This is a genomic window from Nocardia pseudobrasiliensis NBRC 108224 (assembly GCF_001613105.1).
Lineage (GTDB): Bacteria > Actinomycetota > Actinomycetes > Mycobacteriales > Mycobacteriaceae > Nocardia > Nocardia pseudobrasiliensis.
On the sequence record NZ_BDBS01000002.1, the window covers coordinates 443,591 to 459,585 of the forward strand.

At 68.3% G+C, this 15,995-nt stretch carries 14 protein-coding genes; 10 read left to right on the forward strand and 4 right to left on the reverse strand.

Going from position 1 to position 15,995, the window contains the following annotated elements:
- Positions 1-111 precede the first annotated feature (111 nt).
- Positions 112-2,169 carry an NAD-dependent DNA ligase LigA gene (ligA, locus tag NP4_RS03460; protein WP_067992083.1) on the forward strand — a complete coding sequence of 686 codons (2,058 nt, stop codon included), beginning with the start codon at positions 112-114 and terminating at the stop codon, positions 2,167-2,169.
- Between the two features lie 54 nt (positions 2,170-2,223).
- Positions 2,224-2,724 (forward strand): GNAT family N-acetyltransferase, encoded by a 501-nt coding sequence (locus tag NP4_RS03465; RefSeq protein WP_067992086.1) that lies wholly within the window; start codon positions 2,224-2,226, stop codon positions 2,722-2,724.
- 7 nt (positions 2,725-2,731) lie between these two features.
- Here the strand turns inward: NP4_RS03465 and NP4_RS03470 are convergent, their stop codons facing one another.
- Positions 2,732-3,382 (reverse strand): ACT domain-containing protein, encoded by a 651-nt coding sequence (locus NP4_RS03470; protein ID WP_067991574.1) that lies wholly within the window; start codon positions 3,380-3,382, stop codon positions 2,732-2,734.
- A gap of 467 nt (positions 3,383-3,849) precedes the next feature.
- On the opposite strand from NP4_RS03470, the gene gatC reads away from it, so the two are divergent.
- Positions 3,850-4,146 (forward strand): Asp-tRNA(Asn)/Glu-tRNA(Gln) amidotransferase subunit GatC, encoded by a 297-nt coding sequence (gene gatC / locus NP4_RS03475; protein WP_067991578.1) that lies wholly within the window; start codon positions 3,850-3,852, stop codon positions 4,144-4,146.
- A gap of 70 nt (positions 4,147-4,216) precedes the next feature.
- Entirely contained in the window at positions 4,217-5,686 is a 1,470-nt protein-coding gene (gatA, locus tag NP4_RS03480) for an Asp-tRNA(Asn)/Glu-tRNA(Gln) amidotransferase subunit GatA (RefSeq protein WP_067991582.1), read from the forward strand.
- Positions 5,687-6,052: 366 nt separating this feature from the next.
- Here the strand turns inward: gatA and NP4_RS03485 are convergent, their stop codons facing one another.
- Entirely contained in the window at positions 6,053-6,484 is a 432-nt protein-coding gene (locus tag NP4_RS03485) for a MarR family winged helix-turn-helix transcriptional regulator (protein WP_067991584.1), read from the reverse strand.
- 156 nt (positions 6,485-6,640) lie between these two features.
- On the opposite strand from NP4_RS03485, the gene NP4_RS03490 reads away from it, so the two are divergent.
- Positions 6,641-8,125 (forward strand): MFS transporter, encoded by a 1,485-nt coding sequence (locus NP4_RS03490; RefSeq protein WP_082875480.1) that lies wholly within the window; start codon positions 6,641-6,643, stop codon positions 8,123-8,125.
- Between the two features lie 169 nt (positions 8,126-8,294).
- Here the strand turns inward: NP4_RS03490 and NP4_RS03495 are convergent, their stop codons facing one another.
- Both NP4_RS03495 and NP4_RS03500 read right to left on the reverse strand, forming a co-directional pair.
- Positions 8,295-9,686 (reverse strand): alpha/beta-hydrolase family protein, encoded by a 1,392-nt coding sequence (locus NP4_RS03495; RefSeq protein ID WP_307596225.1) that lies wholly within the window; start codon positions 9,684-9,686, stop codon positions 8,295-8,297.
- Positions 9,683-10,405, reverse strand: a complete 723-nt coding sequence (locus NP4_RS03500) for a hypothetical protein (protein WP_067991589.1) — start codon at positions 10,403-10,405, stop codon at positions 9,683-9,685. Before NP4_RS03500 ends, NP4_RS03495 begins: the two co-directional genes overlap by 4 nt.
- A 168-nt stretch (positions 10,406-10,573) precedes the next feature.
- Here NP4_RS03500 and NP4_RS03505 point away from each other — a divergent pair, with 168 nt between their 5' ends.
- The 5 genes from NP4_RS03505 to NP4_RS03525 all read left to right on the forward strand — a co-directional run bounded on the left by NP4_RS03505 (position 10,574) and on the right by NP4_RS03525 (position 15,879).
- Entirely contained in the window at positions 10,574-11,818 is a 1,245-nt protein-coding gene (locus tag NP4_RS03505; protein ID WP_067991592.1) for a sensor histidine kinase, read from the forward strand.
- A gap of 65 nt (positions 11,819-11,883) precedes the next feature.
- A complete protein-coding gene (locus tag NP4_RS03510; RefSeq protein ID WP_082875481.1) occupies positions 11,884-12,834 on the forward strand; it encodes an undecaprenyl-diphosphate phosphatase in 951 nt (316 codons plus the stop codon).
- Positions 12,835-12,843: 9 nt separating this feature from the next.
- Positions 12,844-13,503 (forward strand): response regulator, encoded by a 660-nt coding sequence (locus tag NP4_RS03515; RefSeq protein ID WP_067991599.1) that lies wholly within the window; start codon positions 12,844-12,846, stop codon positions 13,501-13,503.
- A 57-nt stretch (positions 13,504-13,560) separates the two neighbouring features.
- Positions 13,561-14,724 carry a serine/threonine-protein kinase gene (locus NP4_RS03520; protein WP_082875482.1) on the forward strand — a complete coding sequence of 388 codons (1,164 nt, stop codon included), beginning with the start codon at positions 13,561-13,563 and terminating at the stop codon, positions 14,722-14,724.
- A 51-nt stretch (positions 14,725-14,775) separates the two neighbouring features.
- Entirely contained in the window at positions 14,776-15,879 is a 1,104-nt protein-coding gene (locus NP4_RS03525) for a MazG-like family protein (RefSeq protein ID WP_067991602.1), read from the forward strand.
- Positions 15,880-15,995: the final 116 nt, after the last annotated feature.

Here is a 15,995-nt window from a genome sequence, read left to right on the forward strand (position 1 = left end):
TCCGGACCGGGTGTTCCCCGCCGCGAAACGCGGGCGACGTGCGCAATTGGGGTCTCGGGGTTGTCGGTGGGCTGGGCTAATGTGCCAGAGGTGAACGAACCCGGGATCGAGATGGCCGCGGCGTCGGCCGACGAGCGGACGGAGTGGCAGCGTCTGGCGGAAGAGGTGCGCGAGCACCAGTTCCGCTACTACGTGCGCGACGCACCGATCATCTCCGACGGCGAGTTCGACAAGCTGTTCCAGCAGCTGCTGGCCCTGGAGGAGGCGCATCCGGATCTGCGCACGCCCGATTCGCCGACCCAGCAGGTCGGTGGCGGTTTCGCGACCGAATTCGCCCCGGTCGACCATCTCGAGCGAATGCTGTCGCTGGACAATGTGTTCAACGAGGAGGAGATGCGCGTCTGGGCGAGCCGAGTGGAGGCCGAAACCGGTCCCGATCTGCACTATGTGTGCGAGGTGAAGATCGACGGGGTGGCGCTCAACCTCGTCTACGAGGATGGTCGACTGGTCCGCGCGGCCACCCGCGGCGACGGCCGCACCGGTGAGGACGTCACGCTCAATGCCCGCGGCATCGACGATGTGCCCGAACGCCTCGCCGACAGCGACGAGTTCCCGATTCCGAAACTGCTCGAGGTGCGCGGCGAGGTCTACTTCCGACTCGAGGACTTCGAGAACCTCAATGCCGCGATCGTCGCGGAGGGCAAGGCCCCGTACGCGAATCCGCGCAATACCGCGGCCGGTTCGCTGCGTCAGAAGGATCCGGCGGTCACGGCCCGGCGGCGGCTGCGCATGATCTGTCACGGCTTCGGGCGCATGGAGGGTTTCACGCCCGCGTCGCAGTACGAGGCCTATCGCGCGCTGTCGGCCTGGGGGCTGCCGGTTTCCGAGCACACCCTGCGGGTGCGGGGCGTGGACGCGGTGATCGAGCGGATCCGCTACTGGGGCGAGCACCGCCACGATATCGAGCACGAGATCGACGGCCAGGTGATCAAGGTCGACGAGATGTCGCTGCAGCGTCGCCTCGGCGCCACCTCGCGCGCGCCGCGCTGGGCCATCGCCTACAAATATCCGCCGGAGGAGGCGACCACCAAACTGCTCGACATCCAGGTCAATGTCGGGCGCACCGGACGGGTCACGCCGTTCGCGGTGATGGCGCCGGTCACCGTCGCGGGCTCGACGGTCTCGATGGCCACCCTGCACAACGCCTCGGAGGTCAAGCGCAAGGGCGTGCTGATCGGCGATACGGTCACCATCCGCAAGGCCGGTGACGTCATCCCCGAGGTGCTCGGGCCGGTGGTGGATGTGCGCGACGGCAGTGAGCGGGAATTCGTGATGCCGACCCACTGCCCGGAATGCGGCACCGAATTGGCGTTCGAGAAGGAGGGCGACGCCGATATCCGCTGCCCCAATCAGCGCGATTGTCCGGCGCAGTTGCGGGAGCGGGTGTTCCATGTGGCCGGGCGCGGGGCCTTCGATATCGAGGCGCTCGGGTATGAGGCCGCGGTCGATCTGCTGAAGTCGGGTGCGATCCACGACGAGGGCGATCTGTTCGATCTCACCGAGGACAAACTGCTCGGCACCACGCTGTTCGTCAACAAGAACGGCAGTCTGTCGGCCAACGGTCGTCGCCTGCTCGACAATCTGGCGGCGGCCAAGGATCGGCCGCTGTGGCGGGTGCTGGTCGCGCTGTCGATTCGCCACGTCGGGCCGACCGCCGCCCGCGCGCTGGCCGCGGCCTTCGCCGATATGGCGTTGATCGAGAACGCCTCCGCCGAGGAACTGGCCGCCGTCGACGGCGTCGGGCCGACGATCGCGGCCGCGCTGACGGAGTGGTTCGAGGTCGATTGGCACTGCGCGATCGTGGACAAGTGGCGCGCGGCCGGGGTGCGCATGGTGGACGAGCGCGACGAGTCGATCGAGCGCAATCTCGAGGGTCTGTCGATCGTGGTGACCGGTTCGCTGCAAGGTTTTTCGCGCGACGAGGCCAAGGAGGCGATTCTGGTGCGCGGCGGTAAGGCCGCGGGTTCGGTGTCGAAGAAGACGGCTTATGTGGTGATCGGCGACGCCCCGGGCACGAAGGCCGCCAAGGCCGAGGAACTGGGTGTGCCGATTCTCGACGAGGACGGGTTCCGGAAACTGTTGGACGGCGGGCCCGAGGCTGTGGGATAAGTCCTACGGTCGCTGAGGATTTATCGGTTCACAGGTTCGGATGGAGTGGTGAGTGTGGGTGCGGCGGACTTCGAGATACGGCTGGCGCGGCCGGAGGAGTACGAGGCGGTGGGTGCGCTCACACTCGACGTCTACGTCGGTGAGGGTTATATAGATCCCGAAAGTCCCTATGTCGCGGAGCTTTCCGATACCGAGACCCGCGCCGCGGTGGTCGATGTTCTGGTGGCGGTGCGTGCCGGTGATGTGCTCGGCTCGTTGACGGTCGCGCGGCCTGGCACGTCGTACGCGGCCGTCGCGCGCGAACGCGAGCTCGAATTCCGCATGCTCGCCGTCGGTAAGCGGGCGCGCGGACTCGGCGTGGGAACCGCCCTGGTGCGCGAGGTGATCGAGATCGGCCGCGCCGAGGGCTTCGAGGCGATCGTGCTGACCACCATGGCGCCGATGGCCGATGCCCGGCGGATCTATGAACGGCTCGGCTTCGTCCATGTGCCCGAACGGGATTGGTCGCCACGGCCCGGAGTTCCGGTGCTGCCCGTGATGCGCTACGGGCTGTGACGTGGCGTCAGGTGAGAACCGTGGCCACTATTCCCGACAGGTAGCCCAGGCGCGCGACCTCCGACGGGCGGAAATCCGGTCCGCCCGGGCGGCCGAGCAGCAGCACTTTACCGGTGTTGCCGAGCGGCGCGGCGGCCAGTTTGGTGTCCATATCCTTCCAGATCTGGGGCACCCAGTCGGCCTCCGGATCGAGGATCGCGGGCTTTTCGAGCGGCATCCAGGGAGCCGAACCCGCTTGTGTCTCAGGCGCACTCGGGCTGCCCACCACGCGGTGCGCGCCCTGCGGGCCCATATCGATGATCGTGCTCCAGCCGACGCGCAGCACCCTCGGCACGCCGTCGACGAGCACCTGTAATCGGTCGTCGCGCGCGCTGGCCACCTGGTCGATCAGTTCGAGTTCACGATGGGTGTCGAGCATCCCGGAATAGGGACGTAGCGAATCCACCCGGACGTCGGCCAGCGATTCGGCCGCGGTGATCAGCGTATCCGGCAGCGCGCCCGGTGGGACCTCCACCACCAGATCGTCGATCGCATAGCCGGCGCCGCGTTCGACCACATCCAGCGAGAGGATGTCGGCGCCGACGGAGCCCAGCGCGAGTGCCAGTGAACCGAGACTTCCTGGGCGATCCGGAAGTTGCACGCGAAGCAGAAATGACACGTGCCTTCCTTTCTTTCCTGTGCGACCGAGACTCTCGGACGGGTACCCGAGTCTCGCGATACTTACACCCGCGATTGGCCCATCGACCGGCCATTCGCGGCGACCATTGGTCATTGTCGGCCGAACCGGCCGGATCGTGCCAGTGGAAGCCAGCGGACATCGACCTGTCAAGTCGTGGCCCCGCGCGTTCGGCCCACCCGACCACCACGACCCCGGTACCCTACCCGCCCCCACGATTATGGCCGCCCCACTCCATGATTCGGCCCCGAACCCACGTGATCCAGGTCATCACCTTCCCTCGCGATCCGGCGCTGCCTTCCCTCGCGATGGGGACTGCCTCGCGCTCATGTTCCCTGCCTGCCTTCCCCCGCGATCCCGGCGCGTATTCCCCGGGATAGGCTGTATTCCGTCTCGCCCGGCGCCCCGGGCGAATCGTTTGCTCGATCCTGCCGAAAGGGGTTCCCGCGGTGCCCGCCATCTCCCGCGACGAGGTCGCTCACCTCGCCCGGTTGTCCCGGCTCGCCCTGACCGAGGAAGAACTCGACCGCTACGCCGGCCAGTTGGATTCCATCCTCAGCCACGTGCAGGTCATCTCGCAGGTCGCCGCCGATGTTCCGGCCACCGCCTCGCCGAATCCGACCGTGAACGTGACCCGCCCGGACGAGGTCGACGACTGCCTGACGCCCGAACAGGCGCTGTCGGGCGCGCCGGCGGTCGAGGAACAGCGGTTCGTGGTTCCACAGATTCTGGGAGAGGGCGAATGAGTGGTCAGGGCCGTAAGCGGCAGCGGAGTGTAACCACGCAGGCCCCCACTCATTCGCGAGGAGGCGCAGCATGACCGAGGTCACCAAGCTGTCCGCGGCCGAGCTGGCGGAGAAGATCCACGCGCGCGAGATGTCCTCGGTGGAGGTCACCGAGGCGTTCCTGAATCGCATCGCCGAGGTGGACGGCAATATCAACGCCTTCCTGCACGTCGCCGGTGACAAGGCCCGCGCGACGGCCGCCGAGGTGGACAAGGCCATCGCGGCCGGGACGGTCGCCTCGCCGCTGGCCGGAGTTCCGTTGGCGCTCAAGGACGTTTTCACCACCACGGATATGCCGACCACCTGCGGGTCGAAGATCCTCGAGGGTTGGGTGTCGCCCTATGACGCGACCCTGACCACGAAGCTGCGCGCCGCGGGCATTCCGATTCTCGGCAAGACCAATATGGACGAGTTCGCCATGGGCTCGTCGACGGAGAACTCCGCCTACGGTCCGACGCGCAATCCCTGGGATACCGAACGGATTCCGGGTGGTTCGGGCGGCGGTTCGTCGGCCGCGCTGGCCTCGGGTCAGGCTCCGCTGGCGATCGGCACCGACACCGGCGGCTCGATCCGCCAGCCCGCCGCGATGACCGGCACCGTCGGCACCAAGCCCACCTACGGCACGGTCTCGCGCTACGGCCTGGTCGCCTGCGCGTCCTCATTGGATCAGGGCGGCCCGTGCGGGCGCACGGTGCTCGATACCGCGTTGCTGCACGAGGTCATCGCCGGATATGACCCGCGGGATTCGACCTCGCGCAATGTTCCGGTCGCGCCGGTCGTCGAGGCGGCGCGCCAGGGTGCGCAGGGTGATCTGCGGGGCGTGAAAGTCGGTGTGGTGAAGGAACTTCACTCCGACAGCTATCAGCCCGGCGTCATCGCCTCCTTCGACGCGGCGGTCGCGGTGTTGAAGGATCTGGGCGCCGATGTGATCGAGGTGTCGTGCCCGCACTTCGAGTACGCGCTGCCGTCCTACTATCTGATCCTGCCGAGTGAGGTGTCGTCCAACCTCGCCCGCTTCGACGCCATGCGCTACGGCCTGCGCGTCGGTGACGACGGCACGCACAGCGCCGAACAGGTCATGGCCGCCACCCGCGAGGCCGGATTCGGCCCGGAGGTCAAGCGCCGCATCATGATCGGCACCTACGCGCTGTCGGCCGGCTACTACGACGCCTACTACGGCAAGGCCCTCCAGGTCCGGACGCTGATCGCGCAGGACTTCGACAGGGCCTACGAGCAGGTCGACGTGCTGGTCTCCCCGACCAGCCCGTTCACCGCTTGGAAGCTCGGCGAGAAGGTCGACGATCCGCTGTCGATGTATCTGTCGGATCTGTGCACGCTGCCGACCAATCTGGCCGGGTACTGCGGTATGTCCGTTCCCTCGGGCCTGAGTCAGGACGACAATCTTCCCGTCGGCCTACAGATCATGGCCCCGGCGCTGGCTGATGATCGGCTGTATCGAGTGGGCGCGGCATATGAGGCCGCGCGGGGGCCGATCGCTTAGTCCCGCAGTGGGATCCCTGCACGGCCCTGGCGGGCCGTGCGGGGAAATCGGTGGGGCGGTGCGGGCCGTGCGGGGAAATCGGTGGGGTAGTGCGGGTCGATCGTCGCCGGATCGCCGGGTGCGCCGAAACCGGCCGAGGTCATTCGGGGCGGCGTGAAAAGCGCTGTGCGCCTGAGCGTTTCTCAGGGCATGCCGAATCGTTGGTCCAGAATCGTGCCGACGATCATGTATTCGATAGTGGAGTAGGCGAATCGGTCGGGCGGGGGAGGATCGTTCGTGCCGTCGTGCCGTCGTGCCGTCGTGCCGTCGTGGCTCGGACCGCGACCGGATCGTGAGCCGGAAACATAAGGGGCGGAACAGCTCTCGTCAGGGTCTGGGCCAGGGGCGACCGTCGAGACGTTCGATATCGGTATTGAGGCGTTCGAGGTAGCCCGCGAAGGCGGCGACATCCTCGGGGGACCAGTCGCGCATGACCCGTTCCAGGCCTTCGATATTCGCGGTGCGTTCCTCGTCGAGGCGTTGCTCGCCGTGCGGGGTGATGCGGAACTTGCGGGCCATACCGCCCTGCGGGTCGGGGATGCGCTCGACGAGGTCGGCGCGCAGCAGGGCGGCGGTCTGGCGGTTGAGGGTGGAGACGTCCAGGCCGAAGGCCTCGCTGAGTTCGCCGAGGGACATCGGGCCGTCGATGGCCAGTCGGCTGAGCAGGATGTAGGCACTGCGATCCAGCCGCGTGCCGCCGCGACGATAGCGCTGGGCGATGCTGTAGCGACCGAGCAGCATGGTCTCGAATTCGACCATATGAGTTGGCTTGATGTTCGGCTGGATTTTGGCCTCCGCTTCGCGACGGCCGCGAACGGTCGTTCGTCGGGCTCGTTCCGGTGTGGTCGGGTGGTCCCTTGTTCGGATGAACCTTATGCGATATCTGTCACGGCATGGATATGCATTATGCACGCTATGTGTATTGTGCACATCATCGCTTCGACGGTTAGGGAGATTCGCGTGGACAGGGGTAGATCCGGGACCGGGATCGTCGGCGTGCTGGCGTTGGCCGGTATCACCGCGGCGGTCACGCAGACGTTGGTGGTGCCCCTGCTCGGTGAGTTGCCGCAGCTGTTGCATACCTCGGCGGCCAATGCGTCGTGGGTGGTCACGGCGACGCTGCTGGCGGGTGCGGTCACCACGCCGATGGCCGGGCGGCTGGGGGATCTGTACGGCAAGCGGCGGCTGTTGCTGATCTCGGCCGTGCCGTTGATCGTCGGGTCGGTGGTGTGCGCGCTGGCGGGTTCATTGCTGCCGATGCTCATCGGACGCGGGTTGCAGGGGATGGGTATGGGCATCGTGCCGCTGGGGATCAGCGCGCTGCGTGATGTGCTGCCCGCTGAGCGGCTCGGGTCGTCGATCGCGCTGTTGAGCGCCTCGCTGGGTATCGGCGGCGCGCTCGGGCTGCCGATCGCGGCGGCGGTGGCGCAGCATTCGAACTGGCGGGTGCTGTTCTGGGCGACCGCGGTGCTGAGTGTGGCTGTGGCCGTGGCGATCTGGGCCGTTGTGCCGCCGACCGTGGTGGCGGCCAAGGGGAGATTCGATCCACTGGGAGCATTGGGGCTGGGCGTCGCGCTGGTGTGTTTGTTGCTCGGCGTGTCCAAGGGGGCCACATGGGGTTGGGGGAGCGCTTCGATCATCGGGCTGTTCGTGGCGGCCGTGGTGGTGGCTCTGGTGTGGGGCTGGTGGGAGCTGCGGTGCTCGGATCCGCTGGTCGATCTGCGCGTGACCGCCCGGCCGCAGGTGCTGCTGACCAATGCCGCCTCGCTGGCAACGGGTTTCGCGATGTACTCCGCCTCGCTGATCCTGCCGCAGCTGCTGCAGTTGCCGACGATCACCGGATACGGCCTGGGGCAGTCGATGCTGGCGATGGGTCTGTGGATGGCACCCGGCGGTCTGGTGATGATGCTGGTCTCCCCGGTCGGCGCGCGCCTGTCGGCGGCGACCACCCCGAAGGTCACCCTCTCGGTCGGCGCGCTCGTCATCGCCCTCGGCTACGGCGCCTCGGCCCTGCTCATGGGTTCCACCTGGGGCCTGCTCATCGCGGTCTGCATCATCAACGGCGGCGTCGGGCTGGCCTACGGCGCAATGCCCGCCCTCATCATGGGCGCGGTTCCCCTCTCGGAAACCGCTTCCGCCAACAGCTTCAACACCCTGATGCGCTCCATCGGCACGTCGGTCTCCGCCGCGGTGATCGGCGCGGTCCTCGCCCAGATGAGCACTTCCCTGGGCGGCCACAGCATCCCAACGGAAAGCGGCTTCCGCACCGGCTTGCTGATCGGCAGCGGCATCGCGGTGGTAGCCGCGCTGATCGCCACAACCATCCCGGTCCGCCGCGCGGTACCCGCGGTGGCCGACCAGAAAGACTCGCCGGAAGGCTTGGTGTCCGTGCGGGATTAGCCACGACACTGGCCCCGGCGCTGCGCGCCGGGGCCAGTGATGAAGTGGGCGCTGGTCCGGGATGAAGTGGGCGCTGGTCCGGGATGGAGTCATCGCTGGCCAGGGGTGTGATGAGCGCTTAACGGAACGGCGTGGTGCTCTTGGTCTTTTCCTTCGCTCGGGCAAAGACTCAGCAGGCGCCCAGGGCGGTACCTTGATCTGTCCCGTACCGATGCCCGTGACCCGCGGACGGGGCGAGGGCGGACAGTAGGTCGGCGGAGGTTTGGATGAAGCTGAGGATCGGGAGCCATTGGGGGTGTGGGGCGTCGGGGCGGGTGTCGGTGAGGTTGGGGGCGCGCCAGAGGAGTTGGGGGGACCACTGGACTACCGGGTCGGAGGAGTTGGCGAGGATGGTGGCGCCGGCGTGGTGGACGCGGTCGGCGGGCGGGCCCGCGTAGAGCGCCGCGCAGAGGCGGTGGCGCTGATCGGGGTCGTCGGTGAAGACGGCGCTTCCCGCTGTGGCGCCGAGGCTTTGGCCGTAGAGGTAGAGGCGGGGTGGGTGGCGCATGATCGAGAGGCGTTGTTCCAGTGCGGTGAACAGGGCGCGGGCGGACTGTTCGGCTGCCGCGCGGCCGAAGATGAACGTGGCCCAGCTGGGCGCCTCGGAGTACTGCAGGCCGATCAGGGCGACATCGCCGCCGAAACGCTGGTCCAGGCCCGCGGCGGCATTGGCGTCGATCCAGCCGGATCCGGTGGGCACCACCATGACCAGATGGGCGCGATCCAACCCACCCGAACGTTCCAATTCGCGAAGTGCGAGGGCCACACGGGAATTCAGATCCGGCGCGGACTCCGTGCCCACGTACACCCGCACCCCTCGAGCGGGCTGTCCGGATACGAATTTGCGGCCCTCGGCACCCAGCGACGGCCAGCTGACCGCCGAATCCGCACTCCCGGAACGGGTGTGCGACACCGGTTGCACCAAGGTCGGATCCACCTCGGCATTGGCGGCGGCATAGGCCGAACGCCGCCAATCGACCACGGCCGGCAGCAGCGCGAACTGGGTCGCCAGCACCGCCACCACCGCCAGCCCGGCGCTGCGAGCGAAGCCCAAACGCCGCGCCAGCCAACGCAATCCACGCGCGAGACCGACCGACGATCCGGCGATCACCGCGGTCAGCAACCCACAGCGCACCCAGTACCCGAACCCGACGGGTGCGAAATCCATGGCCGCCCGCAAACCGTTCTGCCAATGCCAGGCGTGCGTGACAGCGCCCGTCACGACCACCACCCCGACCAACGCCGCGGGCAGCCGATAACGCGCCCACGCCCGATTGATATCGAAGCCCCAGCGCCGCAACACCATTCGCGCCGCCCCGGCCACGGCCACGCACACCGCCACCAGCAATCCGCTCACCACGGCCTGCGCCTCGGCTGTTCGCGGCAACAGCCCGGGCGCCAGCGAAGCGGTCAGACCGACCGTGACCGCGAGACTCGACCCGATCCGCGGCGCCCTCGGCCGCCGCGACGGTCCTCGCACGGGCTCCGGCCGCACGGCCACGGAGGTAATGGTCGAAGTCACTTGGCACCCCTCACGGTGTCGATGCGCCGCCGCACGGCGAACAGCGCGGCGAGAATGACGAGAAACAGCGCCGCCGGTGCGAGCACTCGAAACAGCTGCGCGCCCAGCTCGGAGCCGGAAAGCTGGGTGCCGAACAGGTATTCGGGCATCGGCGCCGCATAGTCCTGTCGGCGGGAGTTGAGATCGACCGCGGTGCTCGCGACCGTTGCCAGCACATTGCACTGCGCTCGATCGAAGACGTCCGCGCGCACCTCGCACGCCGCGTGCATATTCCGCTCCAGCGCGGCGTCGATGCTCTGCCGCGCCCACGGCCCCAGCGGCTGTCCGTGCCGCTCGGCATAGCGCAGCAGGTCGTATCCCAGATCGTGGGCCTGGCAGGCGATATCGAATTCGGCGGGCAGCGGAATCGGCGAGGAGCAGTCACCGGCCGGATCCACCAGCAGACCCGCCCGCACCGTCGGCCGATACCCCGCCCCTGCGGCGAAATCCCCGGGCACCACCGCGGACCACGGTCTGACACCGCCCAGTTCCGTGACCACACGCCGCGCGTCCGCGTTCTCCGCCGCCGGTGCGACCGCGGCCGCGGCGGCCGCACCCGCCGGAACGAAGGCCATGGCCGACGCGCCGACGAGTCCGACCACCGCCGCCGCCCCCGCGAGGCGGCGCAGCAGACCGCGCTCGGTGCTCGACGGCGACGGGTTCGAAACTGCTTCGCTCATGTCCCGAGACGCTATGAATCGGCCGCCGAGCCGGGCCTCACGCTGCGGATAGATTCCCGGACCGGCGCGCCGGGTGAGCTCCGGTCGTCTCTCGTACCGGGGTATGGGGTGGCATTTCACCCGCGGGTATGAGGACGCGGGCGCGCGGGGGTTTCTAAGGTCGTCATCATGGCTCGGATTGCGCGGACTGCGCAGCAGGTGACGCGGACGGCGCGGGATGCGAATCGGCGGCGGATGTGGTTCGACGTGGGCACGGTCCTCGTCCTCGGCATCCTGATGTCGATCGCGTGGCCGACGCTGCACATCACCCATCAGGTTCCCGTGGCGGCGCAGCCGTTCATCGCCGGTCTCGCGGTGTTCCCGCTCGCCCTGATCCGGGCCAATCCCGCACTGGGCTGGGCGGTCTCGGCCGGATCGGCGCTGTTGATCGCGCTGGCGATCCCGCATCAACCCGGCAACGACCTCCCGTTCCAGGTCGTGCACGTCCTCGTGCTGTTCGCGCTGCTGTTCGCGGTCGCGGTGCGCGCGCCGATGCAGATCGTGCTGGTGGCCTGGGCCGCCAGCAGCCTGCTGATGGCCACCACCATGGCCGCGACCCAGGATTCGTTCGCCGAGGCCGCGTTCGGCTGGCCCATCGCCATGACCGGCCTGGTGGCACTGGGCCTGCTGGTCCGCTGGCTGGTTCTGTCGCGCCGGGCCCTCACCCAGCAGGCCGAGGAGAACGAACTCGAACGCGCTCGGCGGGCGATCCTCGAGGAGAAGGCCCGCATCGCCCGCGATCTGCACGATGTGGTGGCCCACCACATGTCGATGGTGGTGGTGCAGGCGCAGACCGCGCCCTATCGGGTCGCCGACGTATCACCGGCCGCGCGAGCGGAATTCGAAGCGATCGGGGCCTCGGCGCGCGAGGCGCTCAACGAGATCCGGTCCATGCTCGGGGTCTTGCGCAGCGACGGTCAGCTGCCCGAACACGCGCCGCAGCCCGCCGCCGTCGACATCCTCGCCCTGCTCGACGGTGTGCGCCGGGCCGGGGTCGCGGTGGAGTGGACCATCGACGGTGCGCTGCAGGCGATTCCGGATACCACCGGCCTGGCGCTGTATCGGATCCTGCAGGAATCGCTGTCCAACGCCACCCGGCATGCCCCGCATGCCCAGGTGCTGGTGCATCTGGTGGTCGGTTCGGATGCCGCGGATCTGGTGGTGGGCAACGGACGCGGCCAGGCCGCCGCGAAGGGTGTGCCGGGCACCGGTATCGCGGGTATGCGGACTCGGGCCGAGGCCATCGGCGGCACCCTCGTCGCGGGTCCGCGCGCGGACGGCGGATTCGAGGTGCGGGCGAAGCTACCGCTGGCGGCCGACGACCGGGCGATCGCCGTACTGCCGGGTGAGACCCTGGATTCGGCGACCCGGTAATCGGGGGCCGGGCGAGCCCGGATCGGATGCGGCGGGCTCGGCGCGCCCGTGGGAGACTCGTCTCGATGCTCACCTACCTCCAAGCCATCGTCATCGGCGTCCTGCAGGGCGTCACCGAACTGTTCCCCATCTCCAGTCTCGGACATTCGGTGCTGGTTCCGGCCTGGATCGGCGGCTCGTGGGAAAAGCTCGTCACCGAGGGCGATTCCGATAACGGCACCCCGTATCTGGCCTTCGTGGTCGCGCTGCACGTGGCCACCGCGCTGGCTCTGATCGGCTACTACTGGCGCGACTGGGTCGAGATCATCATCGGCTTCGTCACCACGCTGCGCACCCGCCGCATCGAGACCTCCGCGCAGCGGTTGGCCTGGTTGATCGTGCTGGCCACGATTCCGGTCGGCATTCTCGGTCTGCTGCTGGAACATCCGCTGCGCACGATGTTCGCGACGCCGATCTACGCGAGCGTCTTCCTCGCCCTCAACGGCGTCGTGCTGATCGTCGGCGAGGGTCTGAAGCGGCGCAACGGTCCCACCCTGGCCGATTACGGCCGCCGCTTCGCCGAGAACGAGGAACGCGACCAGGCCCGGGCGCGCGGTGTGGCCCTCGAGGACGACACCCGCCTGGAATCGGAGCGACGGCTCGCCTCGCTCAGCGTCAAGGACGCCCTCGGCATCGGCTTCGCCCAATCCGGTGCGCTGCTGGCCGGATTCAGCCGCTCGGGCCTGACCATGGTCGGCGGCCTGCTGCGCGGACTCGACCACGAGGACACCGCGAAATTCGCCTTCCTGCTGGCGACCCCGGTCATCCTCGCGGCCGGTGTGCTCAAGATTCCGGAGCTGTTCGGCCCGCAGGGTTCCCAGATCCACGGCCAGGCGCTGGTCGGCGCGATCGTGGCGGGTCTGTCGGCATGGCTGGCGGTGCGGTTCCTGGAGCGGTTCTTCCAAACCCGCACGCTGCTGCCGTTCGCGGTGTACTGCCTGGTCGTCGGGCTGGCGTCCGTCATCCGGTTCGCGTAAGGACGTCCTGTGCCGATAACCGTTCTGATCGCCGACGATCAAGCCATGGTGCGACAGGGTTTCGGAGCCCTGCTCGCCGCGCAACCCGATATCAGCGTCGTGGGCGACGCGCCCAACGGCAAGATCGCCGTCACCGAGGCCAAACGGCTGCGCCCGGATGTGGTGCTGATGGATGTGCGCATGCCGGAGATGAACGGCCTGGACGCCGCCCGCTCGATCCTGGCCGCCGGATTCGACCCGCCGGTGCGGGTGCTGATGCTGACCACCTTCGATATCGACGACTACGTCTACGAGGCGCTGAGCCTGGGCGCCAGCGGATTTCTGCTCAAGGACGCGCCCGCGGACGAGCTGGTGCGCGCGGTGCGGGTGGTCGCCGAGGGGCAGGCGCTGCTGGCGCCGACGGTCACCCGCCGTCTCATCGCCGATGTCATGCGCCGCCGGTCGCGCAGTAGACCCGCACCGGCCCTGGACGCGCTGACCCCGCGCGAACGCGAAGTGCTGGAACTGATCGCGAAGGGCATGTCCAATACCGAGATCGCCGAGGCGCTGTTCGTCGCCGAGCAGACGGTGAAAACACATGTGTCCAAGGTGTTCTCGAAGCTGAATCTGCGGGACCGGGCGCAGGCGGTGGTCCTGGCCTACGAATCCGGACTGGTCACCCCGGGGTGAGCGACGCGCTCGGGTAGGATCGCGGTCTCCACGCCGACGACGGAAGGTGAGCGCAGGGTGTTGAACAGCGGTGACGTGTTCGCCGGCTTCACCATCGAGCGGCTGCTCGGCCAGGGCGGCATGGGCTCGGTCTACCTCGCGCGCCACCCGCGACTACCCCGGCTCACGGCGCTGAAGCTGCTCAATCGAGAGCTGTTCACCGACGCCGAGATTCGCGCCCGCTTCGACCGCGAGGCCGATCTGGCCGCCCAGCTCGACCACCCCAATATCGTGGCCGTCTACGACCGCGGTGTGGAGGACGATCTGCTGTGGATCAGCATGCAGTACGTCGACGGCGTGGACGCGGCCACGGTGAATCCGTACAGCATGCCGCCCGAACGCGCGGTACAGATCATCGAGGGCGTCGCCGCCGCACTGGATTACGCGCACGGCAACGGTGTGCTGCATCGGGATGTGAAGCCCGCCAACATCATGCTGGCCCGTTCCGGCGGTGGCAAGGGCGAGCGGGTGTTCCTCACCGACTTCGGAATCGCCCGGCTGCGTGAGGATTCCACCCATCTGACCCAGGCCGGTATGTTCACCGCGACGCTGGCCTACGCCTCGCCCGAGCAGATGACCGGGGCCGAACTGGATCACCGCTCGGATCAGTATTCGCTGGCGTGTGCGCTGTATTGGATGCTGACCGGCGTGGGCGCCTTCGATTCCGATAATCCCGACGAGGTGATCCGCGGGCATCTGCAATTACCGGTGCCCTCGGCGAGTGCGCGGCGGCCGGGACTGTCCCCGGCCGTGGACGCGGTGATCGCGAGGGCCATGGCCAAGCGGCCGATCGATCGCTTCGCCACCTGTTCGGATTTCGCGTCCGCCGCCAAGCGCGCGCTGACCGTACGGGTGCCGATGCCGCCGCCGATGTTGCCGCCGCAATCTGTCGCGGTTCCGGCGATCCCGTATTCGATGGAGGCGACGGTCGCCCTGGGAGCGCATCCGTCGATGCGGCCGGGTCCGCCCGCCTTCGGCGCGCCGCCGCCCCCGCCGCCGAATCCGCCCGTCAATCAGGCCGTGCCCCAAACGTATTCACCGCCGCCCGGCTATCACGCTGCGCCGCAACAGGTCTCGCGACGATCGGGTCGGTCACTGGGCTGGGTGCTGGCGGTCGTGGGGATCGTCGCGGTCGTGGTGATCGTGATCGTGGTCGTTGTGCTGAGCGCCACCGGGACCTGAGTGGTCTTCCGGGCTCGCGCCGGGCGCGCGGGCATGCCATCGTGATGTCTCATGATCGGCGCACGGGTGATGCGAGTGCAGTGGCGGCCGGACGCGGGCCGGTTGGTGACCCTGATGGCGGTGGGCTTCGGCCTGACCGTGGTGATCACCCGGTTGTATCTGATGGCCTCGGGTTATCCGAAGATCGGCGGGACCACCTACCACATCGCCCATGCGCTGTTCGGCGGGTTGCTGCTGGTCATCGCGTGTGTGCTGCAGCTGCTGTCGTCCGGGCGCACGGCGATCGTATGGGCCGCGGTCTTCGCCGGGGTGGGGCTCGGCCTGTTCATCGATGAGGTCGGCAAGTTCATCACCGCGGACAACGACTACTTCTTTCCGCTGGCCGCGCCGATCATCTATCTGGCCTTCCTACTCACCGTGGCCGTCGCCCGCTATGCCGCGCGGCGGCGGGTGCATTCGCCGGAGCTGGCGCTGGGCGCGCTGACCGAGGAGGTCGGCGATATGGTCGCCGCGCGCATGTCGGTGCATCGGCGCGGGGTGCTGCTGGCCGAACTCGAGCGGGTCGATCGCGATCGGCTGGAGTCGCCGCAGCGGGAACTCGCCGACGCCCTCGCGCACTATCTGAATTCGGTGCCGTGCGTCGAAGCGCCGACCCTCACCAGCCGCCTGGCCCGCCTCGGTCGCCGCTTCGAGGATCGGTACGTGCCGCTGTCCGGCTTGCGCGTGGTGCTGATCGCGGTTCTGATCGGCCATGCGGCCTGGACCGCGGTGCGGCTGGCGCTGGCGCTGGTGGTGATCTCCGGCTGGCATTCGCCGTGGTCCGAACTGGATCGGATGCTGGACGTCACCCAGGGGCATGGCTGGAAGTCGTTGACCGGCTTGGGAATCGCCGCGGGGGCGGAGGTGATGGTCGCGGCCGGCTGCGCCGCCGGCGCGATCGCGTGGCTGCGTGGCAGCGAGGAACTCGGTGTGCGCCTGGGCATCTGGTCCGATGTGATGTCGTTGACCGTGGTGAACGTGCTGGCCAGCTACTTCAGCCAGTTCCTCACGGTGTTCACCGCCATTGTCGAGGCGCTGCTGCTGTGGGCGCTGGTGCGCTATCGCACCCGTCGGCTCGCCGAATCGAATCCGGCGAGCGTCGCGGTTACGGTGTAGCGCGTTCGTCGAGGACCATATGCCCGCCCTCGACCAGGATATGGCGGGCCCGTCTTCGCACTCTGCAATCGTCGACGGTGCAGCACATATGAATCTGCATCGCCTCGTGCGCCTGT

Bases quoted from the DNA above. Each gene is read 5' to 3' on its own strand.
- ligA (WP_067992083.1), top strand. From the start codon at position 112: ATGGCCGCGGCGTCGGCCGACGAGCGGACGGAGTGGCAGCGTCTGGCG.
- gatA (WP_067991582.1), top strand. From the start codon at position 4,217: ATGACCGAGGTCACCAAGCTGTCCGCGGCCGAGCTGGCGGAGAAGATC.
- NP4_RS03485 (WP_067991584.1), bottom strand. From the start codon at position 6,484: ATGGTCGAATTCGAGACCATGCTGCTCGGTCGCTACAGCATCGCCCAG.
- NP4_RS03490 (WP_082875480.1), top strand. From the start codon at position 6,641: ATGTGTATTGTGCACATCATCGCTTCGACGGTTAGGGAGATTCGCGTG.
- NP4_RS03500 (WP_067991589.1), bottom strand. From the start codon at position 10,405: ATGAGCGAAGCAGTTTCGAACCCGTCGCCGTCGAGCACCGAGCGCGGT.
- NP4_RS03505 (WP_067991592.1), top strand. From the start codon at position 10,574: ATGGCTCGGATTGCGCGGACTGCGCAGCAGGTGACGCGGACGGCGCGG.
- NP4_RS03510 (WP_082875481.1), top strand. From the start codon at position 11,884: ATGCTCACCTACCTCCAAGCCATCGTCATCGGCGTCCTGCAGGGCGTC.
- NP4_RS03525 (WP_067991602.1), top strand. From the start codon at position 14,776: ATGATCGGCGCACGGGTGATGCGAGTGCAGTGGCGGCCGGACGCGGGC.